The organism is Clostridiales bacterium (assembly GCA_018333995.1).
GTDB lineage: Bacteria > Actinomycetota > Coriobacteriia > Anaerosomatales > SLCP01 > JAGXSG01.
On the sequence record JAGXSG010000012.1, the window covers coordinates 1 to 22,677 of the forward strand.

The 22,677-nt window shown below is 63.1% G+C and carries 21 protein-coding genes; 18 read left to right on the forward strand and 3 right to left on the reverse strand.

Annotation, left to right across the window (positions count from 1 at the left end; genetic code table 11):
- The 5 genes from KGZ40_04000 to KGZ40_04020 all read left to right on the forward strand — a co-directional run.
- Window positions 1–290 (forward strand): hypothetical protein (locus tag KGZ40_04000; GenBank protein ID MBS3956677.1); only part of this gene is annotated, 290 nt, incomplete at its 5' end.
- Window positions 291–488: 198 nt separating this feature from the next.
- Window positions 489–1,631 (forward strand): 4Fe-4S binding protein, encoded by a 1,143-nt coding sequence (locus KGZ40_04005; protein ID MBS3956678.1) that lies wholly within the window; start codon window positions 489–491, stop codon window positions 1,629–1,631.
- Window positions 1,632–1,674: 43 nt separating this feature from the next.
- Window positions 1,675–2,337: a tetratricopeptide repeat protein gene (locus tag KGZ40_04010; protein MBS3956679.1), complete on the forward strand. Its 663-nt coding sequence runs from the start codon at window positions 1,675–1,677 to the stop codon at window positions 2,335–2,337.
- 38 nt (window positions 2,338–2,375) lie between these two features.
- Window positions 2,376–3,461 carry an NHL repeat-containing protein gene (locus KGZ40_04015; protein MBS3956680.1) on the forward strand — a complete coding sequence of 362 codons (1,086 nt, stop codon included), beginning with the start codon at window positions 2,376–2,378 and terminating at the stop codon, window positions 3,459–3,461.
- Window positions 3,454–4,002 carry a hypothetical protein gene (locus KGZ40_04020; protein ID MBS3956681.1) on the forward strand — a complete coding sequence of 183 codons (549 nt, stop codon included), beginning with the start codon at window positions 3,454–3,456 and terminating at the stop codon, window positions 4,000–4,002. Before KGZ40_04015 ends, KGZ40_04020 begins: the two co-directional genes overlap by 8 nt.
- Before the next feature lie 976 nt (window positions 4,003–4,978).
- Here KGZ40_04020 and KGZ40_04025 read toward each other — a convergent pair.
- Entirely contained in the window at window positions 4,979–5,194 is a 216-nt protein-coding gene (locus KGZ40_04025; GenBank protein ID MBS3956682.1) for a hypothetical protein, read from the reverse strand.
- Window positions 5,195–5,372: 178 nt separating this feature from the next.
- Here KGZ40_04025 and KGZ40_04030 point away from each other — a divergent pair, with 178 nt between their 5' ends.
- The 11 genes from KGZ40_04030 (at window position 5,373) to KGZ40_04080 (ending at window position 16,709) form a co-directional block, all read left to right on the forward strand.
- Window positions 5,373–6,155: a hypothetical protein gene (locus KGZ40_04030; protein MBS3956683.1), complete on the forward strand. Its 783-nt coding sequence runs from the start codon at window positions 5,373–5,375 to the stop codon at window positions 6,153–6,155.
- A gap of 4 nt (window positions 6,156–6,159) precedes the next feature.
- Window positions 6,160–8,226: a cell wall-binding repeat-containing protein gene (locus KGZ40_04035; protein MBS3956684.1), complete on the forward strand. Its 2,067-nt coding sequence runs from the start codon at window positions 6,160–6,162 to the stop codon at window positions 8,224–8,226.
- 59 nt (window positions 8,227–8,285) lie between these two features.
- Window positions 8,286–8,801, forward strand: a complete 516-nt coding sequence (locus KGZ40_04040; protein MBS3956685.1) for a nitroreductase family protein — start codon at window positions 8,286–8,288, stop codon at window positions 8,799–8,801.
- Window positions 8,802–8,815: 14 nt separating this feature from the next.
- Window positions 8,816–9,400, forward strand: a complete 585-nt coding sequence (locus KGZ40_04045) for a uracil-DNA glycosylase (protein MBS3956686.1) — start codon at window positions 8,816–8,818, stop codon at window positions 9,398–9,400.
- A complete protein-coding gene (tsaE, locus tag KGZ40_04050) occupies window positions 9,397–9,906 on the forward strand; it encodes a tRNA (adenosine(37)-N6)-threonylcarbamoyltransferase complex ATPase subunit type 1 TsaE (protein MBS3956687.1) in 510 nt (169 codons plus the stop codon). The genes KGZ40_04045 and tsaE overlap by 4 nt, the downstream gene beginning before the upstream one ends.
- Window positions 9,903–10,682, forward strand: a complete 780-nt coding sequence (gene tsaB, locus KGZ40_04055; protein MBS3956688.1) for a tRNA (adenosine(37)-N6)-threonylcarbamoyltransferase complex dimerization subunit type 1 TsaB — start codon at window positions 9,903–9,905, stop codon at window positions 10,680–10,682. Before tsaE ends, tsaB begins: the two co-directional genes overlap by 4 nt.
- Window positions 10,679–12,196, forward strand: coding sequence for a tRNA (adenosine(37)-N6)-threonylcarbamoyltransferase complex transferase subunit TsaD (tsaD, locus tag KGZ40_04060; protein ID MBS3956689.1), 1,518 nt, complete (start codon window positions 10,679–10,681; stop codon window positions 12,194–12,196). The genes tsaB and tsaD overlap by 4 nt, the downstream gene beginning before the upstream one ends.
- Window positions 12,197–12,369: 173 nt before the next feature.
- A complete protein-coding gene (locus tag KGZ40_04065) occupies window positions 12,370–13,911 on the forward strand; it encodes a cell wall-binding repeat-containing protein (GenBank protein ID MBS3956690.1) in 1,542 nt (513 codons plus the stop codon).
- Between the two features lie 339 nt (window positions 13,912–14,250).
- Window positions 14,251–14,538, forward strand: a complete 288-nt coding sequence (gene groES / locus KGZ40_04070) for a co-chaperone GroES (protein ID MBS3956691.1) — start codon at window positions 14,251–14,253, stop codon at window positions 14,536–14,538.
- Between the two features lie 57 nt (window positions 14,539–14,595).
- Window positions 14,596–16,221, forward strand: coding sequence for a chaperonin GroEL (gene groL, locus KGZ40_04075; protein MBS3956692.1), 1,626 nt, complete (start codon window positions 14,596–14,598; stop codon window positions 16,219–16,221).
- 152 nt (window positions 16,222–16,373) lie between these two features.
- Window positions 16,374–16,709, forward strand: a complete 336-nt coding sequence (locus KGZ40_04080; protein MBS3956693.1) for a hypothetical protein — start codon at window positions 16,374–16,376, stop codon at window positions 16,707–16,709.
- A 6-nt stretch (window positions 16,710–16,715) separates the two neighbouring features.
- Here KGZ40_04080 and KGZ40_04085 read toward each other — a convergent pair whose 3' ends face one another.
- Both KGZ40_04085 and KGZ40_04090 read right to left on the reverse strand, forming a co-directional pair.
- Window positions 16,716–17,969 carry a glycosyltransferase gene (locus KGZ40_04085; GenBank protein ID MBS3956694.1) on the reverse strand — a complete coding sequence of 418 codons (1,254 nt, stop codon included), beginning with the start codon at window positions 17,967–17,969 and terminating at the stop codon, window positions 16,716–16,718.
- Window positions 17,970–18,056: 87 nt separating this feature from the next.
- Window positions 18,057–19,718 carry an N-acetylmuramoyl-L-alanine amidase gene (locus tag KGZ40_04090; GenBank protein MBS3956695.1) on the reverse strand — a complete coding sequence of 554 codons (1,662 nt, stop codon included), beginning with the start codon at window positions 19,716–19,718 and terminating at the stop codon, window positions 18,057–18,059.
- A 206-nt stretch (window positions 19,719–19,924) separates the two neighbouring features.
- On the opposite strand from KGZ40_04090, the gene KGZ40_04095 reads away from it, so the two are divergent.
- Window positions 19,925–21,100 carry a GuaB3 family IMP dehydrogenase-related protein gene (locus tag KGZ40_04095; GenBank protein MBS3956696.1) on the forward strand — a complete coding sequence of 392 codons (1,176 nt, stop codon included), beginning with the start codon at window positions 19,925–19,927 and terminating at the stop codon, window positions 21,098–21,100.
- Window positions 21,101–21,109: 9 nt separating this feature from the next.
- Window positions 21,110–22,663 (forward strand): glutamine-hydrolyzing GMP synthase, encoded by a 1,554-nt coding sequence (gene guaA / locus KGZ40_04100; GenBank protein MBS3956697.1) that lies wholly within the window; start codon window positions 21,110–21,112, stop codon window positions 22,661–22,663.
- The last annotated feature ends 14 nt before the right edge of the window (window positions 22,664–22,677 follow it).

Below are 22,677 nucleotides of genomic sequence, written 5' to 3' on the forward strand. Positions count from 1 at the left end.
GCTGTCGTCGCTGCGAGTGGGCGTGTCCGTACGGTGCCATGGTGCTTCAACCGGACACCAAGAAAATGGATAAGTGTGACGCATGCGCTGGGTTTAGCGTTGCTGCGGGCGTGCCATCTGGCCCTCGTTGCGTTGAGGCGTGTCATGCGAAAGCGCTTGCCTGGGTTGACAAGGGCAGTGATTTTACAGTGGACGCAGCGGAGCTACGGGTGGGCGGTGAGCACCTTGTGGCGAGGAGCGTGCTGACCAAGCCCAGTGTCAAGTTCATCAAAGTTCCAGGAGTTGACTGATCTCGATAGGTCAGCGGCACGGGTACACCCGGTTGGCAGAACCTGCGGGCCGGGTGTACCCGCTCCCGTCACTGATCGGATAGGCGGAATGTTCGGTTGATCTGGAAGAGCACCGACATAATGTCACGAACCTTCGATCAGGCATCGATGCGGATCGATCGTTCTCGGTGCCTGAATCTTGGTTCCCGTGTGGAGTGCATGCGCTGCAGAGACGCATGTGTCGAGGGGCTCCCCGATCCTCAATCGCTAGAGATCGTCGGCGAGCACCATAGGGCACGGTGCGACAGATGCGGTGCGTGCGCTTCTGAGTGCCCGACGGGAGTCATAGAGCTACCGGATGATGGGTATGCTCGACGGTTGCCTCGATTGTCGCGATCTCTCATGCAGTGCTTGAGCGGAGATGGGGACGGAAACGACACGCCGCTGATTGTCTCGTGTGGCGAATCGAGTTCGAGCGGGGAGCCTGGCGCTCACGGGGGATGCGTCTCATGGCTCGATCGGTCAGCTCTGCTGCACCTGCTTGCGACCGTCGGCCGTCCGCTTCGCGTTGAGATTGGAGCCTGCGCCGAGGTTCAAGGCGTGAGGGCACGTGCGTGTGCTGAGAGGCTTACGCGGTATGCGGATTCGTGCAACACCCTGATGGAATCAATCGGGGTCCGATCAAGAATCACGGTGTCCCAAGGCGTGTTCTCGGCCCACTCACCGGCAGTTGATCTCGGAGAACGCCTGGATCGCGCCACGGCCATCCGTGAGGTGTTGCGGTGGGGTGTGACTGTACTGGACTGGAGAGGCGATCGCGATCAACTCACGAGCGCGCTGGGGGACGGGCATCGCGGGTCTGACAAGGTGAATAGACGGTTTGTCGCTGTGCTGGCCGTACGAAACCTGCTCGAACGAACAGGCGGGAGGGTCGCAACGGGTGATGGCCGTGAGGAATCCTCCGTCGGAGTGCTTTCCACCAGGGGGCCAAGAATCAACAGTGAGTGTTGTGTGGCCTGTGGTGCGTGTTCCCTTCTCTGTCCCACCGGCGCCTTACGCAGGATCGAAACAGAGGGTGACGCTGCGAGCGACTGGATGCTCACGCTTGATGTGAGGCAGTGTGTAGGCTGTGGTATTTGTGAGAAACAATGCGAGACTCCCGGCGCGATACGTCTGGCGGATCGTGGGACATCTGGAATGTGGAGAGATAGACCCATCATCTTGATTCGACGCGATCGCGTTGTCTGCGACACTTGTGGTAGCGCGTTTCCGATCAGCCATGCGCCAGTAGACTCACCCGCCAAGGCAGCCCGATGTCCATCGTGTAGTGCGCGGGAGTCTCGGTTCAATGGATTTTACTAGTCGAGCGCGCGAACGTTCTCGCGCACGTTTCACGGAGCGGGGCATGGAAGCGAGACAAAAACATGGCCGCACATATGCGCTTTCGAGCACGTCATCGAAGGTGGCGGCGGTTCTGCTTGTGCTGATAGCGCTGAACGCGGCTCTCCTAGCCTGGCGTTGGGCGTCGGAAGCCAATCTGCCGCCCGGAAGCTACCATGAGTTTCACATCTCCGAGTGGCAACAAGCCAGCATCGCACGTCCCGACGATCCGATAGTCTGGTCAACATTGGGCGGCCTTTATGCAGCCGCTGGTCAACCGAGTAAGGCGCGGGCTGCGTTCACCAGGGCGGTGGAGCTTGACCATCGGAATTCGGCGGCGCAGATGTACCTGGCAGAGGTCGACATGCAAAACGAGGACTACGAGAGCGCACGTACTCGTCTACTGATTGCGGCCGAAGCTTTGCCTGATGGGGGCGCTCACCTGGCGTACTATCGACTGGGAGAGCTCGAAGAAGCGACCGGAGACTTCGAGAAGGCGCTCGAACACTATGAGGCATCCATCTCGCAAAGTTCCACATACTGGAACGCGCACTTCCGGGTAGCTGTGCTTCATGAGAGGGCCGGCAGGGAATCTGAGGCATTGGAGTCTGCGCAAAGAGCCGCACGTCTGGTACCGGACAATGACGAAGTGCGTGAGATGCTGTCCCGACTTCGAACAACCCCGTGATGCATTCGATGGGCGGCCGACACCGATCAGGAGACTGAATGAGTACTGAGGATCAAGCCGACATACAAAAACGGCCGGAAGCTGCACTTCAGGACTCACGCCAATCACGGAAACGCGCACGTGGCTGGATCATCGTCTTGCTGCTACTGCTGTTGCTGCTCACTTGCGTGTTTATGCAACTCTTGTTTCCTAGCAGACGCGGGCCGCTGGTGACCACGCCCGCCGAGGGACTCGTCCCGGTCTTCAGCATCTATGGACTCAACGAACCCAGAGGAGTCGCATCGTTGCCGGACGGACGGGTCTTGATATCTGATACTGGAGCCCAGCGGGCGTATATCTACGACTCAAACGGAGTGCTTGTGACACGCCTGGGAGGAGAGCTTCCGGCAAATCGTGTCTTCTCGGTCACGGGGTCGATGTATCAAGACGGCGTGGCGTACATATGCGACTGGGGTCTCAGGCGGGTATGGATGTTCGCAGAGGATGGCTCTGTAATCGGACACTTTCCGGAAGACCCATTGGCATCCGTCTATGGCGAAGGGGGATTCTTTCCCTATGACATCGATCGCATGGGCGATGAGTATCTCGTCGCCACTAGGACAGGGGTATTCCGGTTCGACCAGGCTGGAGCGTTGATCGGAAGATTCGACAGGGGCGAAGTGGATGGCTTCGCTCCGAGACACATCACTGGACTGGAAGTCGATCCGCACGGGGAGTACGTGTGGGTCGCTGATTCGTTCAACAGGCGAGTGATCGCGTATGACCGTTCTGGAAATCCGGTGTGGTCGCTGGGTCGTCCGGACGTTGACGGGGAGATCGTCAGCTTCTTCGGTCTACCCCGCGACGTAGCGTACACAGACAGGGGACTTCTCGTAGCCGACGCGTTCCGGCACGAGCTTTATCTGTTCGACAGAGCGGGTTCCCTCATCGGCGTATATGGTAGACGGGGGACGGCGGACGCAGAATTCAACTTCCCGGAATCGATCTCGATTGCGTACGACGGTTTGCTGAACGTCGCTGATCGTGCCAACGATAGGGTACAGGTGTTGAGGCTAGGTGACCCGCTCGTTCCTGGGTCCGAGCTGGTCGAGAAGTGGAAACAGGGAATCACCCGGTATGAATGAGCCGCGGAAGCGTTTGGGTACCAACAGGCGGGGCACGCATCCATGGCTGAGGACGCTGCTGGTCTTGTTGGTGGTCTTGCTTGTGACGTCCTGCGGTTTGGCGCTGTTGTGGCCTGTCCCGGTAGAGATGCAGGCCGATAGACGTGGTGAAGCGCGTCCGATCGCAGGCACCGGAACTGTGAGCATCGTCGAAGCACAGGTGCGAATCGCGGAAGAGGTCCCGCTCAGCAGCCGAGCGCTTCCGCTTGCGGTGTCAGTAAGGCTCAACAATGCTGGCGCGGTTCGCGCCTTCGACTCCAACTGGGTTCGAATCGAGATTGATGGCACGACGTTGCTCCCGCTCTCGGAGGGCCGGGACGGAGTCTCCCTGGTTGCTCGGGTGCCATCTAGCCTGAAGGAGGGCGTGTCCGAGGCGATCACCGTGGTGTTTGCGGTTCCCGCAGGTTCCACCGAAGCAACCGTCGTCGTGCAGCCAGGGGAAGTGCGGCAGGCCGATGCGAGTAGAGTCGCTGTGAGCATTGTGGCGGTGACCGGGCGATGAGCGTGATAACGGTTAGGGCCCTGTCCGCCACAGTCTGGGCTGCGATTGGCATTGCGGCGGTCGCATCGCTGGTCGTCACCTCTTGGTATGCGGTGGCCGAACAGCGTCCCGAGAACCATACGTCGCAGTGGCAGTGGCTTCATGGTCGAGAGGCCGTTCGAAATCTGGAAAGCTGTAACACGTGCCACGATTGGTTCTCGTGTCAGACATGCCACTTGGCGCAGTGGCCACACGAAGAGGACTGGCAGGAGGTGCACGGACCGGAGGCGCAAAGGCTCGAAGGGCGAGGCTGCTACATGTGCCACAGGGAGTCGTACTGCAACCCGTGTCACGGCGGGGTGAGAATGCCTCATCCCGACTCTTTCCTCAGCACACACCCGGATTCCGGCTATCCCGAACAGGCGTGTCAAGTCTGTCATCTCCAGCGGGAGTGCGAAACATGCCATCGGGAGCATGACGCGCATCGTTCAGGGGGCGTGAAAGGACCATGAGCCAAGGGCGTACGAGGACCCTATACGCAGTGGCCGGGATACTGGGGCTCTTCGCGCTCATTCTCGGTGTTGCCCTGGCTATGGCCATCGCGTATCCGAAGGCATCCCGAGCATTGTTCGCTGAGGCCGTGGCGATTCACCCATCGCTCACGTTGGCCGTCGCGAGGGTGAATGAAATTGGAGACGCGCTACTCCTGCGGGCACAAGAAGGATGGGAGTACAGGTTCGTTGGAACATATCGGAGCGTGATTGGCGTGCCGGTGACGGTGATAGACGAACAAGAGCCGCACGATACATTCCCGGAACAGGAGTGTCTTGAGTGCCACCCGTACTTTCGTGAGCGCCCATTGTTCTCCGTGGTCTACTTCTCCCACGAGTCTCACGCTCCCGGCGGATCGCGTTGTACGAGCTGCCACGTTCTTGACGGCCCGTTGCGCTGTGTTCCTCCAAAGATGTCTGGTTGCGGCGAATGTCATATCGAGGTCTCAGACGGGGAGTCGTGCAACACGTGTCATCCGTACGGCAGTCTCTTCCATGGAGCTGCGCTGGCGGGAGACCGAGAGATCGGCACGCAGTGCGTGACGTGCCATCTTCCGGCTCGGCTGGTGGACGGTGCCCGAGAGATGGGTCTGCCCGCGCTCGATGCGCCCCAGGAGTCCTGCCGCCACTGCCATCAGTCCGCCTTCTGTGGCAGTTGTCATCCCTCAGGTCACCAGAGGACATACGCAAGAAGTCACGCCGCGGAGATGCGCGAGGGTGAAACGACTCCTACGCAGTGCTACGGGTGTCACTCGCCGAGAGGCTGCGTGAGTTGTCACTCTGGGATCAGACGGTGATGTTTTACTTGGTTTGCACGGTTATGACAGGGAGCGATAAGTGATGCGACAGTCGTGTGGACGTGGATTACTCAACCGGCCGATTCTGTACGCGGGTCTGGTGTTGCTCTTTCTGGGCGGCCTTGGGGTGGGATGGCTGGTGTTCTGGAATGCAGACGAGAGGGCGACGGACGGTTTGACACGCGAGGGGGGGCTTGCCGAGGGGAATCAGGCGAACCGTGTGCAGGGCTCGGAAGGTGGGCCCGATGAGCCACCAGATCGCGGCGCGGCGGCCACCGGTACTACTGAGGAGACGCCGCAGGGTTCGGCGACAGGCGCCCCCGCTGAGGTGTCGAGTGACCAGGAGCAGGCAGCTGAGCCTCCGGCCGGAGGCGGCAGTCCCCGGCGGCCAGCTCCGTCTGGCTTCTTGCAGACGGGGTTCGGACCTGCCGCGGCGCAGTCGAACCTTGCGGGGGCGACTCGCATTGGCGAGGTGTCGGTCGATGGCGACACGCTGACTGCGGAGTACTCTGGGGGAGAGGCGGTAGGATTCGACATGCTGTTCTTATCGGTGAAACGAACCGCTTCGGCGGCTGACGCATCGTCCGAAGCAGAGACGCTCATCCACTCGTTTCCGGTGAAACAGCTGTCATATACGTGGGGAGGCAGGAAGATTCGCCAGGCCATGAATGACGAAGGAAGACCGACCCAGTTTCCGCCGCTGGTCTGTTTCGTGTGGACTGAAGGGCGCTTCGCAATCAGGGTGGTCGTTGCGCCACTCGCGCCGGATCGGGTCGTCGACGCACGGCAATCCGCCCTAAAGTTCATCGACGCGTTGCCGTACTAGGGAGGTGAGAGGGCTGATTTCTCAGCGGTTTCCCAAGGCGTACAGCGTTGCGCGGATCACCCTTGCTTTGGCTCTCGCTACTCTGCTGCAAGTAATACTAGTGCCTGAGTCAACATATGCGTTTCTGGCCGAACCAACAGTGACCCCGCTTCTCAATCAGCAGACTAATCCGGTGCTCGGCGACGGATTCATACTATTCGAGCAGCGGATACGCTCCGATGAGCCCGCCGATCTTTGGGCGCTATGGCCCGCAACAGGGGTTCGCGCTGTCGTCGCGGACGGCCCCGGAAGTCAATATGCGGCGACCGCGTTCGATCGCTACGTCGTGTTCATCGATGAGCAACAAGTCGGTCAAACCAACACGTTTCGGCTCAATATTGTCGATATGACGAACCGGTCACGCCGGGCTACGATCGTATCGGCAACTACCACGCCCTTGTGGACCCCTTCGATCAGCGAGGGCATTCTGACGTGGGCGCAGGGTCCATTGGGAAGCCGAGCGATCTATGGCTTGCGGCTCGATCTGGATGGGAACGGGGTTCCTGACGTACTGGAGGGTGGTCCCGTATCCACCGCCGTCGTGTTGGCGGCCGATCCCGGCGCCGATGTTTTTTCTCCGGTCCTCGGGCCAGGCCGCTTGGTGTTCGCAAGTCGACTGAGCGTAGGAAGCGCGAGGATCATCAGCATGTCGGTCAGCGCGGATTCGACGCGGATTGTCGATCCGGGTGGTACCGCTACGCTATCCGAGGACACAGCCAACAGGGATCCCGACCCCGCGACTGCAGGTGTTCTTGCGGTTTGGAGGCACTCGGCTGATAGGGTTCGCATCTATGATTTTGTTGCCGGTACGAGCGTCGACGCGACATCGGGGCCTGGATGGAGCATCGTGGTCTCCCCTTCGACCGACGGCGTTCACGTGGCATGGCAAGCGTTCGGCCTTCCTCCAGGCAGTCAGGGCGACCCGATCCACCAGGTTTTCATGCGCGACACTACCGGCGCGATCTTCAGGGCGTCTCCTGTGCTCGCTAGTCAGCACGCTCCGGCTCTTGGTCGCGGAATACTGGCCTGGGGCGACTCGCGTCAGACGCACACGGGGCAGACCCCGAACCTTGCATTTGTATCTCTTGCCTCACGCAGGGTTCAAGGAGCCGACAGATTCGAGACGGCGGCGCGCTCCTCGGAGCTCGCCTTTCCGCAAGGTTCTGAGCACGTGCTCATAGCCACTGGACACAACTGGCCGGACGCGCTTGGCGGCTCAGCCCTGGCGGGGGTGCTCGACGCACCCATTCTCTTGGTGGAACGGGACTCGGTTCCAGCGGCAACCAGGGCCGAGATTGCTCGACTGGGTGCGAGGAGAGCATTGATCCTTGGAGGGACAGGAGCGGTTGGCGCTCGGGTTCAGTCCCAACTTGAGGGGATGGGTGTGGTCGTCGATCGCCTTGGAGGCGACAATCGCTATCAGACCGCCGAGAGAATCGCCACACGGGTGATCTCCCTCCTGGGAACTCGGCATGACGGCACTTTGTTCCTGGCCACAGGGCGTGATTTTCCCGATGCGCTTTCGGCCGCTCCGATTGCGGTTAGGCAGCGATGGCCCGTGGTGCTTGTCGATCCAGGGGCGACTCGGCTTGGCGATGGTGTAAGAGGGCTCGTGAGGGACTCTAGCTTGGTCATCGTCCTTGGTGGACTCGGCGCTGTGCCCACGAGTGTCGAGGATGAGGTCCGTGCACTTGGCGTGCCGGATGTCGTTCGGCTGGAAGGCCCCGACCGTTACGACACCGCGGTCGCCATCGCCAGGTTCGCCACCACACACACTGCCGTGAGAGAGAGGCATCGATGGGATCGTGTCGGGATCTCTACAGGCACGCGCTTTCCAGATGCGCTTAGTGGGGGGGTGCTTCAGGGCAGGACCGGCAGCGTCATGATGCTCACCCGTCCCGACGTATTGCCCGAGTCGGTTGCGGTGACTCTGAGAGACAATGCGCTCGCGATTGACACCGTTGTCTTTTTCGGGGGCACGGTTGCTGTGAATCAGAATGTTCGCGATTCGGTCTTGGGCAACGTGCGCTAACATTCAGGGTGAGTATCCGGCGGCCATCGCGCTCGCCGTCCCTGATGAAAGGTATTCCCATGGAGTTCACGGAAGTCATCGCGTCCAGACGCAGCGTGCGGCATTTCTCCAACCGCCTGGCCGTCAAAGACGAGGACATCCGCGCACTGCTTCTCGCGGCGATCAGCGCCCCCACAGCGGGAAACATCCAGCCGTGGCGCTTTACCGTGGTGCGTAGCGCGAACGCGCGGGAGCGTCTTGCTGCCGCGCTCGCGCAGCGGTGGGCCGCGGCGGCGCCTGTGGTGATCGTTGTCTCTGTCGATCCGCGGCCGTGCGCGGCGCGCTACGGTGATCGGGGCGAGATGCTCTACTCTATCCAGGACACTGCTGCGGCTGTGCAAAATATGTTGCTTGCCGCGGTCGACAGGGGACTTGCCTCATGCTGGATCGGCGCGTTTGACGAGCGCGCGGTTCGCGCCGCACTTGACATTCCTGACGCGATCACGCCGGTGGCCATCTTGCCGATCGGCCACTGTGCCGAGTCAGGTGCGCGCCCCAAAAGGCGTCCCTTAGAAGAGGTCACCACGTGGCTGTGAGCCGTTTTGCAGCGCTGGCCGAGCTCCGCGAGCATATCGGAGAGTGCCGCCGCTGTCCGCTCGGCGAGACACGCACGCACATCGTATTCGGGGTGGGCCGAGAAGACGCCGACGTGATGCTCATCGGTGAGGCGCCGGGGCGAAACGAAGACCTCAAGGGTGAACCGTTCGTCGGTGCCGCGGGCAGAGTGCTCGACGAGCTGCTTGCCTCGATTGGCATGAGGCGCGCCGATGTCTACATCGCCAACATTCTCAAATGTCGGCCTCCGGGCAATCGCGATCCCCTGTCAGACGAGATCGAGACGTGCACGCCATTCCTGCGCGACCAGGTCCGGCTCGTTGAGCCACGCGTGATCGTCCCCCTGGGCAACTTCGCGACGCGATTCGTGCTGCGGACCGAGGAGGGCATCACCGGACTGAGGGGCACGGTGCGCCACGCGGGCGGCTTCACGGTGTTGCCGATCTTCCATCCGGCAGCGGCGCTCTACGATGGCTCCAAGCATGAAGCGCTTACGGCCGATTTCGCGCTTCTCGGCCGGCTCCTTGCCGAGAATCCCGGCGAGATACCCGCACCGCCAGCACGAGCGACACCGCCGTGAGCGGCATCATCGACAGCGCGGGTTCGAACGCGACGCGAGCGGCTGGTGAGGCGTTGGGGAGAGTAGTCTCGCCAGGCGACGTGATCGTGCTCACCGGCGACCTGGGAGCCGGCAAGACAGTGCTCGCCAAAGGCGTGGCCGACGGACTTGGCGTGGCCGAGGAGGTCACGAGCCCCACATTCAACATCCTGATCGTGCACCGCGGTCGGCTCGAACTCGCGCACTTCGATCTCTACCGGCTCGAGCGGGAGGACCAGCTTGAAGATCTGGACTTCTGGGGAGTGCTCGAGAGTGGCGCGGTATGTCTCATCGAGTGGGGAGACCGTTTTCCGCAGGCGCTCCCCGCTGATGTGCTTTCGGTGGCGCTTCACATCAGTGGTGATGAGTCACGCACGATCAGTGTCACGCCATCGGGTCCGGTGAGCGCGGCGCGCGCTTCAAAGTGGCTCGCGGCGTGCGACGCGATAGCCAGTCTCGTGGTTGTCGGCGGCAAGGGAGGGCGGTGACGGTGGCGTTCGTGCTCGGCATCGACACCGCAACTGAGCGGACCGTGATCGCGCTCGGCGAGCGGGAGCGTGACGGCGCGCGGATCGACATGCGCGCCGCTGCCGACATCGACGCGCCGCGCGCCGCGCTCGGCCGCCTGCTTCCGGCGTGCGACGAGATGCTGCGCCGGGAAGGGCTTGCGGTGAGCGACATCACGGAGGTCGTCGTCGGACGAGGACCGGGCTCGTTTACCGGGGTGCGCATCGGTGTCGCTACGGCGAAAGGGCTCGCGCACGGGCTCGGCGTCCCGCTGTACGGCGTGGGCACGCTCGATGTTGTCGCGTGGGGATACGCACGCGCCCCGAGCGCCTACGTGGCGGATGAAACTTCGCACGGCGGGCTGCTTGGCGTGGTGGGCGATGCCATGCGCGGTGAGGTCTACGTCGCGCTCTTCGAGGTGGTTGAGGGAGCTGTCTCGCGCCTCGAGCCGGACCGGGTCACGACGCCAGCTGAGGCGGCCTGCGAGTGGGCTTCGCTCGGACGGCCGGTCACACTCGCTGGTGACGGGCTCGCCAAGCACGGAGCGGTGTTCGCCGAGGCGTTCGGTCCGCGCCTGCGGCTATCCGCCGAGTCACACTGGCTCCCGGCGGCATCCGGCCTGCTCGCCGCCTTCGAGCACGCGTGGGCGGCAGGGGAGGCTGGCAGCGGCGACGTCGGCGCCCTGCTGCCGACATATCCGCGCCTCTCCGACGCCGAGGAGGCCGAGCGGGCACGAGGGGAGGCTCCGCCGCGATGAGCGTCACGGTCCGCGCGATGGCCCACCGTGATCTCGATGCGGTATGCGCGCTCGAGGAGGCGACGTTCCCGCGACCCTGGTCGCGAGCGTCCTTCGCCGGTGAGCTCGCCAGGCCGGGGTCGCGAGGTTGGTTCGTCGCCGAGGAGGGCGGCGCGTTCGCTGGTTCAGGTGGCGTGATGGTCGTGGGCACCGAGGCCCACGTGATGAATCTTGCGGTCGCCGAGGAGTACCGTCGTACCGGAGTGGCGTCGGCGCTCATGGCGGCGATAGTTGAGCGCGCCGTGGCACTCGGGGCATACACGCTCAAGCTTGAGGTGCGGGAAACGAGTGGAGAGGCGGTCGCGTTTTACCGGGCGCTCGGTCTTGTGGTGACCGGCCGCCGGGTCGACTACTACGGTCCAGGAGAAGACGCGATCATCATGTCCGCGCCGCTTGCGGACGTGGAGCGCGTGCTCACACAGCGCGCAGCGGCACGTACGGCGAATGGTCCGTGGCCGCGCGGCACAAACGAGATCGTGCTTGCCATCGAGACCTCATGCGATGAGACAGCCGCCGCTGTCATGCGCGGCGGTACCGAGTTGCTCTCGAACGTGGTCGCAAGCCAGGTTGATTTCCACTCGCGCTTTGGCGGTGTCGTGCCCGAGATTGCGTCGCGCAAGCACATCGAGGCAATCGTGGGAGTCGTCGAAGAGGCGCTCGACCGCGCGCAGGTGACCGTGCGCGATCTTGACGCGATCGCGGTCACGTACGGCCCCGGGCTTATCGGCGCGCTCGTGGTGGGAGTCGCGTACGCCAAGGGGCTCGCGATGGCCACCGGGGCGCCTCTCGTGGGCGTCAATCACCTCGAAGGCCACATCTTCGCCGCCGTACTCGATGATCCCGCTGTGGCACCGCCGATCATCGCGCTTGTCGTCTCGGGCGGGCACACCTCCCTCGTGCACGTACCAGAGTGGGGTGTCTACCGAACGCTCGGCCAGACGCTCGACGACGCGGCCGGCGAAGCGTTCGACAAGGTCGCCAAGGTGCTCGGCCTCGGCTATCCTGGCGGCCCGGCCATCTCGAAGCTCGCCGCCACCGGAGATCCGGCCGCCATCGACTTCCCTCGCGCGATGATGCGATCCGGTGACTACCGCTTCTCGCTCTCCGGTCTCAAGACCGCGGTCATCAACCACATTCGTCACGAGCGTGAAGCGGGTCGCGAGATCGACGTGCCTGATCTCGCCGCGTCGTTCCAGGCGGCCGTGATAGACGTGCAGGTCGCCAAGACCGTCCGTGCCGCCGAGGAGTACGGTGTGCGCACCGTCTGTCTGGCTGGCGGTGTGGCCGCGAACCCGTCGCTGCGCGAGTCGCTTCGCTCCGCGCTTGACGAGAAGGGCATTGCGCTTGCGGTACCCGCACCTGCGCTGTGTACCGACAACGCCGCAATGATCGCGGTCGCTGGCACCTGGCTGCTAAGGCGCGGCGATCGGCTCGGGCTTGCCGCGGAAGCGGTCGCTGACCTGACGCTCGGCTGATTTGCGCGGTACGCACTCTCCCGTTTTATGGAGCACCCCTCGAGGGCGATCCGGTTGTGTCCGTTTATCCGCGATGGGGAATATCCCGTTTTGGCACGCGCGTGTCAGTAGCGGGCTTTGCACCGGTTGGGAACGGGGAGTATGCCCGCGTAGATGAGAGGAGTGTGGAGCATATGAGGGGCAGACAACGGTGGGCAAGGACATCGCTCGTTGTGATGTTAGCGGTGTTCATGCTCGCGAGTATGCCGGGGCTCGGTGCGGCCGGGGGTACGAAGGACGGAGGTGCGACCATCCAGCCGCAGGCCGCGGTCGTGTACGCGGATGCCTACGAACCTGACGACACGTTCGCCACAGCGTACGAATTCGATCCGGCACTCGACGGGAACACGTACTCTTCGTACCGCTCGTTCCACGGCATGAACGAATCGGAAGACCAGTGGGATACCGTCAAGGTGACGATCGATGAGACAGGGACCCCGATCTGGGTGGAGGCCGTGTACGCCTCCGGGTTCTCAGACACTGAGATCTATCTCTACGACAGCGAGGGGACTTTTCTCAGGTACGCTGACGACAACGATTTCTGGAACAGCGGGTACTCGGACTCGATGTATTATCGCGCGCCCTCTCCGGGGATCTACTACATCCAGATCGGCGGCCGTGGTCATCTGTGCGAGTATGAGCTCCACATCACCTTAGGCGACGCTCGTCGCGTGTGGGGCGAGAACCGGTTTGCGACAGCCGCTGAGGTTTCGCGGCTGCAGTGGGATGACACACAGAACCCAGTTCCCGGGACGGGCATCGGCCCCTCAGACATCGTGATCGTGAATGGGAGCAATCCCGCTGACGCCTTAGCTGGCGGCCCGATGGCGACTCAGCTCGGCGGCGTGTTGCTTCTCACGCACAAGGATCACCTGCCGTATGAGACGTGGGACGAGATATGGCGTGTGACTGAGTCGAGGTACTGGGACGAGGACGACGTCAAGATCTGGGTGCTCGGCGGCGAATCCGCGGTGAGCGAGGAGGTCTTCGACGAGCTTGCGAACATCCGCAATATCTCTGAGATCGAGCGCATCGCTGGGGCCGATCGCTTCGAGACGGCGGCCGCTGTTGCGACCGCGACAGCCGAGGCGGGACACATAGGCGGCACGGCGTTCATCGTGAACGGCCACTCGTGGGCGGACGGCCTGGCGGCTGCGCCGGTCGCGGCCAACGAGCGGAGCCCTGTGCTCATGACCCACAAGGACCATGTGCCTCAAGTCACCATGGACTGGCTCATGGGTAACGCGATCACCAACGTCGTAGTGGTCGGCGGCGAGGGTGCCGTCAGCTCAGCGGTCTTTGATGAGCTCGCCACTGAGTTTGTTGTCGAGCGTGTGGCGGGTGCCAACAGGTATGAGACCGCGCTTGCTGTCGCGCGGTGGGGGGTGGCCAATGCGGGCATGAGCCCGCATCTCGCGACCGTCGTGTCGGGCGAGAACTTCCCCGACGCGCTTGCGGCGGCTCCGATCAGCTGGTGGACGGGCGCACCCGTGCTGTTCACATCGAAGAATTCGTTGCATCAAACGGTAGTCGACTACTTCCACACAAACGGAGCTATCGGTAGCATTATAGGGGACGGGATCGGTTGCTACCTGATCGGCGGCCCAGGCGCGATCAGCGAAGCTGTCTACGAGGCGTTCCGCGACCTTTGGCAGACGATTCCTCCACCGGATTAGCGGCCCGTAGTCTCATTCTTGCGCCGTTCGAGGGCCGGGCCAACTGTCCGGCCCTCGTCGCGCTTCCTGGTATACGTTTTTGACCTATGCGGCCCGCACTCACGTGCGTCGGTAAAATGCCTGTGAAACGGGGTTGAAAGCCGAGAGCGGGAGGGATAGAATCCCTACGTGTTGGCACTCGGATAAGGAGAGTGCTAGCAGGCGGCATATCCGGCTGCGAAGTGGGGTACATACCTGTTCGCGGTTCGCCGCGCGATGGGGTGCTGCATCAAGCGTCGTAATCCCGTCAGCACAGTAGGAAGTAAGTCATGCCGGTTCGATAACACAGGAGGGCAGCACATGAAGCTCAAGCCGCTGGGCGACCGAGTGGTCGTCAAGGCCGCCGAGGCCGAGGAGCAGACCAAGAGCGGTCTGTACATTCCCGACACCGCCAAGGAAAAGCCGCAGAAGGGTACCGTCATCGCGGTGGGAGAAGGTCGTTTCGAAGACGGCGCGCGCGTGCCGCTCGACGTCAAAGAGGGCGACACCATCATCTACAGCAAGTACGGCGGTACTGAGATCAAGCTTGATGGCGAGGAGTACATGATTCTTTCCGAGCGCGATATCCTCGCGGTCGTCGAGGGTTAGTCGCAAACGCAAAGCCCCCGCCAGTCCACCCACCGATCCAAGGAGGAGATATCTTAGATGGCTAAAGAGATCCGGTTCGACGAGGAGGCCCGACGCGGCCTCGAGGCCGGCGTCAACAAGCTGGCCGACGCGGTCAAGGTCACTCTCGGCCCCAAAGGCCGCTACGTTGTGCTCGAGAAGAAGTTTGGCGCGCCAACTATCACTAACGACGGCGTTACCATCGCAAAGGAGATCGAGCTCGACGACGCGCTCGAGAACATGGGCGCTCAGCTCGTCAAAGAAGTCGCGACTAAGACCAACGACGTCGCGGGTGACGGTACCACCACCGCGACCCTGCTCGCACAGGTTATCGTTCGCGAAGGCTTGCGCAACGTTGCCGCTGGCGCAAATCCGCTCGCCATCAAGCGCGGTATCGAGAAGTCCGTCGAGGTCGTCGTTGAGGCGATCAAGTCCAACGCGAAGGAAATTGAGGACAAGGAGGAGATCGCCCACGTCGGCGCCATCTCCGCGGCCGATGAGGTCATCGGCAGCAAGATAGCCGAGGCGATGGAGGTCGTGGGCAAAGACGGTGTCATCACTGTCGAGGAGTCGCAGACCTTCGGTATCGACATTGAGACCGTCGAAGGCATGCAGTTCGACAAGGGCTACATCTCGCCGTACATGGTCACCGATCCCGACCGCATGGAAGCGGTGCTCAACGACCCGCTCATCCTCATCGCAAACAGCAAGATTGGCTCGATCCAGGATCTGCTTCCTGTCCTTGAGAAGGTCATGCAATCCGGTAAGCAGCTTCTCATCATCGCCGAGGACGTCGAGGGTGAGGCGCTTGCCACGCTCGTCGTCAACAAGCTTCGCGGCACGTTTACCTGCGTCGCGGTCAAGGCGCCGGGCTTTGGCGACCGCCGCAAGCGCATGCTCGAGGACATCGCTGTCGTCACGGGCGGCAAGGTTGTCTCCGAGGAGCTGGGCATGAAGCTTGAGGGCGTGACCCTCGACGTCCTCGGTCGCGCGAAGACCGTCAAGGTCAGCAAGGAAGACACCACGATCATCGATGGCGCTGGCTCCGAGGACGATATCAAGGCCCGGATCAATCAGATCAAGGCTGAGATTGACAACTCCGATTCTGATTTCGATCGCGAGAAGCTCCAGGAGCGCCTTGCGAAGCTCTCCGGCGGCGTGGCGGTCATCAAGGTGGGAGCCGCGACCGAGGTTGAGCTCAAGGAGAAGAAGCACCGCATCGAAGACGCGCTTCAGGCGACTCGCGCGGCGGTCGAGGAGGGCATCGTCGCCGGCGGTGGCGTTGCGCTTGTTGACGCGATGGGCGCACTCGACGGGCTTGAGCTTCCCGAGGAGGAGATGCTCGGCGTCAAGATCATCCGCAAGGCTCTCGACGAGCCCCTCAAGACCATCGCGTCCAACGCCGGATTCGAAGGCTCGGTCGTGGCCGAGAAGGTCAAGGCTCTCGACAAGGGGCACGGCCTGAACGCCGCTACGGGCGAGTACGGCGACCTCATGGCGATGGGAGTCATCGACCCGGTGAAGGTGACCCGTTCCGCTCTGCAAAACGCGGCGTCGATCGCGTCGCTTATTCTCATCACCGAGACCACGGTGACAGACGCTCCCGCCAAGGAAGACGGCGCGTCTGCGATGGGCGGCATGGGCGGCATGGGCGGGATGATGTAGGCTCCGCACGTTTCCCACGCAGTGCACTTGATGACGGGGTCCCGGGCTACCAAGCTCGGGACACCGTCCTTTTCTTGCCTTTCTGCCTCTCTAGCCGGCGGGGTCCCGGTCCGATACAGTAAGCGAGACCACCCCGGACCTGGAGGGATCCGATGAATGCGGAGTTCATGCGTGAGTGGACGCGACTGAAGTCCGAGCACACGCACGATCGAGACCCGGCCAACAACTATGGCTGTTTCAACGTGGAGGCGTGCCGGAACTGTAACTACGTCTACAACTCCCGGGCGTGCATCAGCTGTCACAACAGCGATTCGATAATCGAGTGCGTGCAATGCGTCGACTGCCGGGATTGCGCATTTTGCGTGGGACTCAATGGCGCGCGCTTCCACATCCTCAACAAGGAGTACTCCGAGGCTGAGTACTACGCGAAGCTCGCCGAGTACGGCATCGACTGGAACGTCGAAGCGTTTGACGATTTTGCGATGTAGAGTGAATTAGCCGAGAGCGACTCGGGAACGCGCACGTCGCGCGTCGATGATTTCCCTGTACAGGTCGAGCGTTATATCGGCGGCCAGCGTGATGTCGTAGCTGGCGGCCGCGTCTTTCGCTTGCTCGCTCAGCCGCAGACGGAGCACCTCGTCGCTTGCCATTCTTTCGATGCAGTCGGCGAGTGCGGGAGCACTATCATCGCTGAGCAGCCCGGTTGAGCCGTCAACGACGACGTCGCCGACGCCGGGCGACCGGACGCCCGCCACAGGCAGACCGGCGGCGGCGGCCTCGAGAACGACGAGCGGGTACGTCTCAGATGTCGACGCCGTGACGAAGAAATCACACGCGGCAAGGTACCCGGGGACCAGCTCGTACGGTGTCTCACCGACGAAGTTCGCTCGATGGGCAAGACCGCGCTCCGCGAGCGTCCTTTCGGCGCTGCCTCGTTCCGGCCCTTCACCAAGCAAAAGCACGTGAAGCTCCGGGCAGCGCTTAGCCGCGATTGCAAACGCCTCGATCAGGGTCTCGATACTCTTCTCCTTGCCCATGCGGCCGAGATAGACCATCACCGTCGCGTGTTCAGGGAAGCCGAGCTCAGTCTTAGTGCGAGGATCGCTCGGCTGGGAAAACGGGCGCGTGTCGATAGCGTTATGAACGATGACCGCTTGATTCGTGACGCCAAAATCGGCGAGCCAATCAGCCAAGCCCTTTGACGGGGCGAACACGCCGTCTGTCTTCTCGGCGAACCAAGAGAGGTAGCGCCTGAGGTAGGCCATCCTGACGGTACGGGGAACAAACCCCGCGTACGCGTCCGAGTAAAGGTCGTAGCGTGTGTGATTGGTGAACACCACCGGTACACCAGCGGGTGAGCAGTACTTAAGGGCGAGACGTCCGCTCACGAACGGGTGGTGCGCATGGGCGATGTCGAGAGTAGGGATCAGCCGCTTGATGTCGGAGCTGTGGTCGACACCGAACTGGTAGCCGGTATCACCGAACGCGAGGCCCCATGAGCGCATGACGTTAGGCTCGTCGTCGTGGTGATCACGGTTGCCGAAGGTGATGACGAACACCTCGTGCCCGCACTCCTCAAGTCGGCGCTTGTGAAGTGCGATGCAGTTGGTGACGCCGCTGATGTGCGGCTTGTACATGTCAGCGAACATGCCGATACGCACGAATCGGTCCTCTTCGTGTGTGGCGGCGGCGAGCGCCGTCCAGTAGAGTACGTACGGTGTTTCCCCCGGCAACTCTATCAGTATCAATCCGAGGAGTCATCCCGTGTCGCGGCGAACTACCCCTTCGCTACCATCGAGCCCAATGTCGGGGTCGTGCCGATCGCAGGCGCGCGCTCACCGTTCGAGGGACTTGCGGATCATCCAGTCGGTCTGATGCGCGATGCTCGCGGGTCCGCCCACAACAGTAGGATCTGCGACGCGCGCGGCGTTGTTGACAAGGAAGCGCCGCGTATGGGGCGAGATCAGGCGATCCCCCACAAGTAGGAGCGGGCGGCGTTGTGTGGCGGCGAGCGCACCGGCTGTAAGCGCGTCGGGGAAGAGCTGGCCTGTCGCCACGAGCGGGTTTAGCGATCCTGCACCGGCGTAGCGCTCCACCACGCGGACGTTCGTCGCCCAGCGGTCGGTGCCGGCGACGCGAATGACCTGCGCGGTCTGACCGAGTTCGGTGGCGACGGCAGCGCTCACGGCGCCTGTGCCGCCGATGATTTCGAACCGGGTGATCCGTGCGGCGTTCTCGGTGATGAATTGCCTGGTGGCTTCAGGCACCGCGCTGGTTTCGACGAGGAGTATCGGCATGCCGGCCATTCCCGCAAACGGGGCGATCGAGAGCGCGTCGGCGTAGCCCTGGCCCGACGCTATGATCACGCGTCCATCAGCTGGCACGCCCACCTGGCGGGCTATGGCGGCCGCGGTCTCGTAGCGCGTCTGGCCAGCGATGCGGTCGACTGTGACGTCAGCCGGCTCGCGACCGGTCGCTTCCACGGCGCTCGCCACCGCTGTCGTGCTAACCGCCGCCTCCCCTCCGAGCACCACGATGCGCGTGGGTGCTTGAGCGGCGATTCTCGTGCGTGCGCTGGGGTGGAGGTCTTCTGGCGTGGTCAGCAAGACGGGCGCGCCCAGCCTTCGCGAAAGGGGGACGCCTGATAGCGCGTCGGGCCACGACGTGCCCGACGTGAGAATGACGGTGTTCGTGCTGAGGGGCCACCCGGCATCGGCTATCGCGCGCGCCGTGTCAAAGCGGTTCTCTCCGGCGATGCGTGGATAGACGCGGGTGAACGGTTCAGAGGCCAAGAACAGTTCGATGCCGCGTGCGATGCCGCGTGCGGCGCGGCGCTGGAACGCGGGATCCCTGAGACGCTTGAGGTCACTTGAGTTGCTCATGAAACCGGTCTCGACAAGAATGGCTGGCATGTTCGACCAGCGCAATACGTAGAACTGCGCGGTCTTGACCCCTCGGCTTGCGAGTCCCGTCTCCGCGATGTACTCCCGCTGCACGAACTCTGCGAGCCGGGCCGAGAGGAGCCGGTCGGTTGTGCTCTGGTTGCGCCAGAACGTCTCCGCGCCGTTGGCCGAGGTCGCTACCGCCGCGTTCGCGTGGATCGACACGAAGACGTCAGCACCCCAGCGGTTGGCCGTGTCGCAGCGTGCCTGCAAGTCGTCGAAGACGTTGAATACGCCGTTCGTCGCGTAGACGAGGCGCGAGTCCTCCGTGCGCCACGTGGGGATGTCTGCGCGCGTCGTGTTGACATCAGCGGTGCGGCTCAGAGCGGTTTGGTGTCCGCTCTGACGCAGGATCGTGTCGAGTTCGCGCGCGATCGCAAGGTTGATGTTCGCCTCGGTGACGCCGCCGTAGACCGCGCCCGGGAACGAGCCGCCGTGACCCGGATCGATGAAGACGCGCCCAGCCCAGGCGAGATCAGCGGCACCGAACAGGGCACCGGCAGAGAGCGCCACGACGCAGAGCGCCCGCGTTAGACGGCCGAGTTGCTGTGACATTGGCTGCATGGCTCCGGTCGTCTGGTTCTCGGAAGGTGTCCGCTTGTCCCGCTGGGCGGCACACGAACGCCTCCGGCCGAAAAGGTTCAGCTTCTATTTTGCAGCGGTTCACGCGCGCGGTCAAACCGCATAGAATACAGGGACTCCCGAGCCAGAAGAATCCGGGGCATACGCGTACACGTGACACGAGAAGGCGGCGAGAGCTCATGGAGATCGAGATCGGACGTGGCAAGACTGCCCGCAGGGCGTACGGATTCGATGACGTGGCCATCGTGCCTTCCCGTCGTACGCGTGATCCGCGTGACGTCGACATCTCGTGGACGTTTACCTTCCGCGGCGCCGACTACTCGTTCCCGCTTCCGGTGCTCGCCTCTGCGATGGATGGCGTCGTCGACCCCGCGTTCGCGGTCGCGATGGGCAAGCTCGGCGGACTTGCGGTGCTGAATCTCGAAGGTATCCAGACCCGCTACGAGGACCCCGCGCCGCAGCTCGACGCGATCGCGTCTTTCGATGACGAGGTCGCGACCGCCAAGATGCAAGACATCTACGCCGCCGAGCAGGTCAAGCCGGAGCTCATCACCCAACGTGTCAAGGAGATCAAGGACGGCGGAGTCATTGCCGCCGCCTCACTCACCCCGCAAAACGTCGAGCGCTACATTGAGCCCGCGCTCGCCGGCGGTCTTGACATCCTTGTCATTCAGGGCACGGTCGTCTCGGCGGAACACAAGTCGAGCTACGATGAGCCACTCGACCTGAACACGTTCGTGCGCGACCTCGGCATTCCGTCCATCATCGGGGGGTGTTGCAGCTACCAGGGCGCGCTTCACCTCATGCGCGCGGGTGCCGTCGGAGTCCTCGTGGGTGTAGGCCCGGGTCACGCGTGCACGTCCCGGCGGGTACTCGGTATCGGGGTTCCGCAGTGCACCGCAATCGCGGATGCCGCCGCTGCCCGGATGCGCCACCTCGACGAGACGGGCGTCTACAGCCACGTCATTGCGGACGGGGGGATGCGTACCGGCGGCGATCTCGCCAAGGCGATCGCTGTGGGCGCGGACGCGGTCATGATCGGCTCGCCGCTCGCCGCGGCCACCGAGGCTCCCGGCCGGGGTTACCACTGGGGGATGGCGACGTTCCACCCGGATCTGCCGCGCGGTACTCGCGTGTACGCTGGCGAGAAAGGCACGCTGCAAGAGGTTCTGCTAGGCCCAGCGCGTCAGAATGACGGCACGTTGAACCTGCTCGGGGGCTTGCGCACTTCCATGGCGACGACCGGATACGAGAACCTCAAGACGTTCCAGAAGGCCGAGGTCATGGTGGCGCCGGCGCTTCAGACCGAGGGTAAGGCCCTCCAGCACTCTCAGCGCGTGGGTATGGGCCGGTAGGCGAGACGCGTGACAGCCACCTACCATGAGCGCCAACCCACCGTCATCGTGCTCGACTTCGGGGCCCAGTACGCGCAGCTGATTGCACGTCGCGTGCGTGAAGCCCGCGTTTTCAGCGAGATACTCCCGTACGACATCTCCGCCGAGGAGGTCGCGCGGCGCGCACCTGCGGCGATCATCCTTTCGGGCGGGCCGGCGAGTGTGTACGCCGAGAACGCTCCGCACATGGACCCACGCGTGCTCGAGCTCGGAATCCCGGTGCTCGGCTTTTGCTATGGCATCCAGGAGATGGCGCTGCATCTCGGCGGCGATATCCCGCTCACCGGCGTCGGCGAGTACGGGTTTGCTGAGCTTGAGGTGCTCGAGTCGGCGAGCCGTCTGCTTGCGGGCGTGCCGGCTCGCAGCCAGGTATGGATGAGTCACCGCGACAGCGTGGGCGAGGTGCCCGCGGGCTTCTCGGTCACGGCACGGACCGCAACGACCGCCGTGGCCGCTATGGAGGATCCGGAACGCAACCTCTACGCCACCCAGTTTCATCCCGAGGTCGCGCACACCGAGTATGGCCAGCGAATCATCAAGACCTTCCTTTACGAAATCGCGGGTATCCCACCGGTTTGGACGATGGTCAACATCATCGACGAGACGGTCGAGCGGGTGCGCGAGATGGTCGGGAGTGACCGCGTCATTTGCGGGCTTTCCGGCGGCGTGGATTCTAGCGTGGTCGCCGCGCTGCTGCATCGCGCGATCGGTGATCAGCTCACGTGCGTCTTTGTCGACCACGGCCTGCTGCGCTTGAACGAGGCCAACGAGGTCGCACACGTCTTTCGCGATCAGTTCCACATCGACCTCGTGCATGTCGAAGCCGAGCAACGTTACCTTGCCGCGCTCGCCAACGTGACCGATCCAGAGGAAAAGCGCCGCATCATCGGCGAGGAGTTCTGGAAGGTATTCTTCGAGGAAGCCGAGCGGCTTGAGGGCGTCAAATGGCTCGCGCAGGGTACGCTCTACCCTGACGTCATCGAATCCGGCTCGAAGACCGCAGCCAAGATCAAGAGTCACCACAACCTCATCCCGTTTCCGGAAGGCGTGCACTTCGACCTCATCGAGCCGCTCAAGGCGCTCTTCAAAGACGAGGTGCGCGCGGTGGGCGCCGAACTTGGCCTGCCCGACGAGATAGTCCACAGGCAGCCGTTCCCAGGTCCGGGCCTTGCGGTTCGCATCATCGGTGAGGTCACGTACGATAAGCTTGAGCTGTTACGTGCGGCTGACGCGATCGTGCGCGAGGAGATCCTCGCGTGGGACCGTGACCGTGAGGTCTGGCAGTACTTCGCCGTGCTGCCCGATATCCGCAGCGTGGGCGTCATGGGCGACGAGCGCACCTACGGGCACCCCATAATCGTGCGCGCGGTCGCCTCGGCAGATGCGATGACCGCGGACTGGGCGCGACTGCCGCACGACCTGCTCGCGCGCATCTCCAACCGCGTCATCAACGAGGTCGACGGCATCAATCGCGTCGCTTACGACATCACGAGCAAGCCGCCCGGCACCATCGAGTGGGAGTAGGCCGGGCGGGCGTG

Coding starts and splice junctions, on each gene's coding strand:
- KGZ40_04040 (MBS3956685.1), top strand. CDS start 8,286: ATGGAGTTCACGGAAGTCATCGCGTCCAGACGCAGCGTGCGGCATTTC.
- KGZ40_04090 (MBS3956695.1), bottom strand. CDS start 19,718: ATGTCACAGCAACTCGGCCGTCTAACGCGGGCGCTCTGCGTCGTGGCG.
- KGZ40_04065 (MBS3956690.1), top strand. CDS start 12,370: ATGAGGGGCAGACAACGGTGGGCAAGGACATCGCTCGTTGTGATGTTA.
- KGZ40_04095 (MBS3956696.1), top strand. CDS start 19,925: ATGGAGATCGAGATCGGACGTGGCAAGACTGCCCGCAGGGCGTACGGA.
- tsaD (MBS3956689.1), top strand. CDS start 10,679: ATGAGCGTCACGGTCCGCGCGATGGCCCACCGTGATCTCGATGCGGTA.
- groL (MBS3956692.1), top strand. CDS start 14,596: ATGGCTAAAGAGATCCGGTTCGACGAGGAGGCCCGACGCGGCCTCGAG.
- KGZ40_04030 (MBS3956683.1), top strand. CDS start 5,373: ATGCGACAGTCGTGTGGACGTGGATTACTCAACCGGCCGATTCTGTAC.
- KGZ40_04080 (MBS3956693.1), top strand. CDS start 16,374: ATGAATGCGGAGTTCATGCGTGAGTGGACGCGACTGAAGTCCGAGCAC.
- KGZ40_04015 (MBS3956680.1), top strand. CDS start 2,376: ATGAGTACTGAGGATCAAGCCGACATACAAAAACGGCCGGAAGCTGCA.
- KGZ40_04010 (MBS3956679.1), top strand. CDS start 1,675: ATGGAAGCGAGACAAAAACATGGCCGCACATATGCGCTTTCGAGCACG.
- groES (MBS3956691.1), top strand. CDS start 14,251: ATGAAGCTCAAGCCGCTGGGCGACCGAGTGGTCGTCAAGGCCGCCGAG.
- KGZ40_04025 (MBS3956682.1), bottom strand. CDS start 5,194: ATGACAACTGCCACAGAAGGCGGACTGATGGCAGTGGCGGCAGGACTC.
- KGZ40_04020 (MBS3956681.1), top strand. CDS start 3,454: ATGAATGAGCCGCGGAAGCGTTTGGGTACCAACAGGCGGGGCACGCAT.
- KGZ40_04005 (MBS3956678.1), top strand. CDS start 489: ATGCGCTGCAGAGACGCATGTGTCGAGGGGCTCCCCGATCCTCAATCG.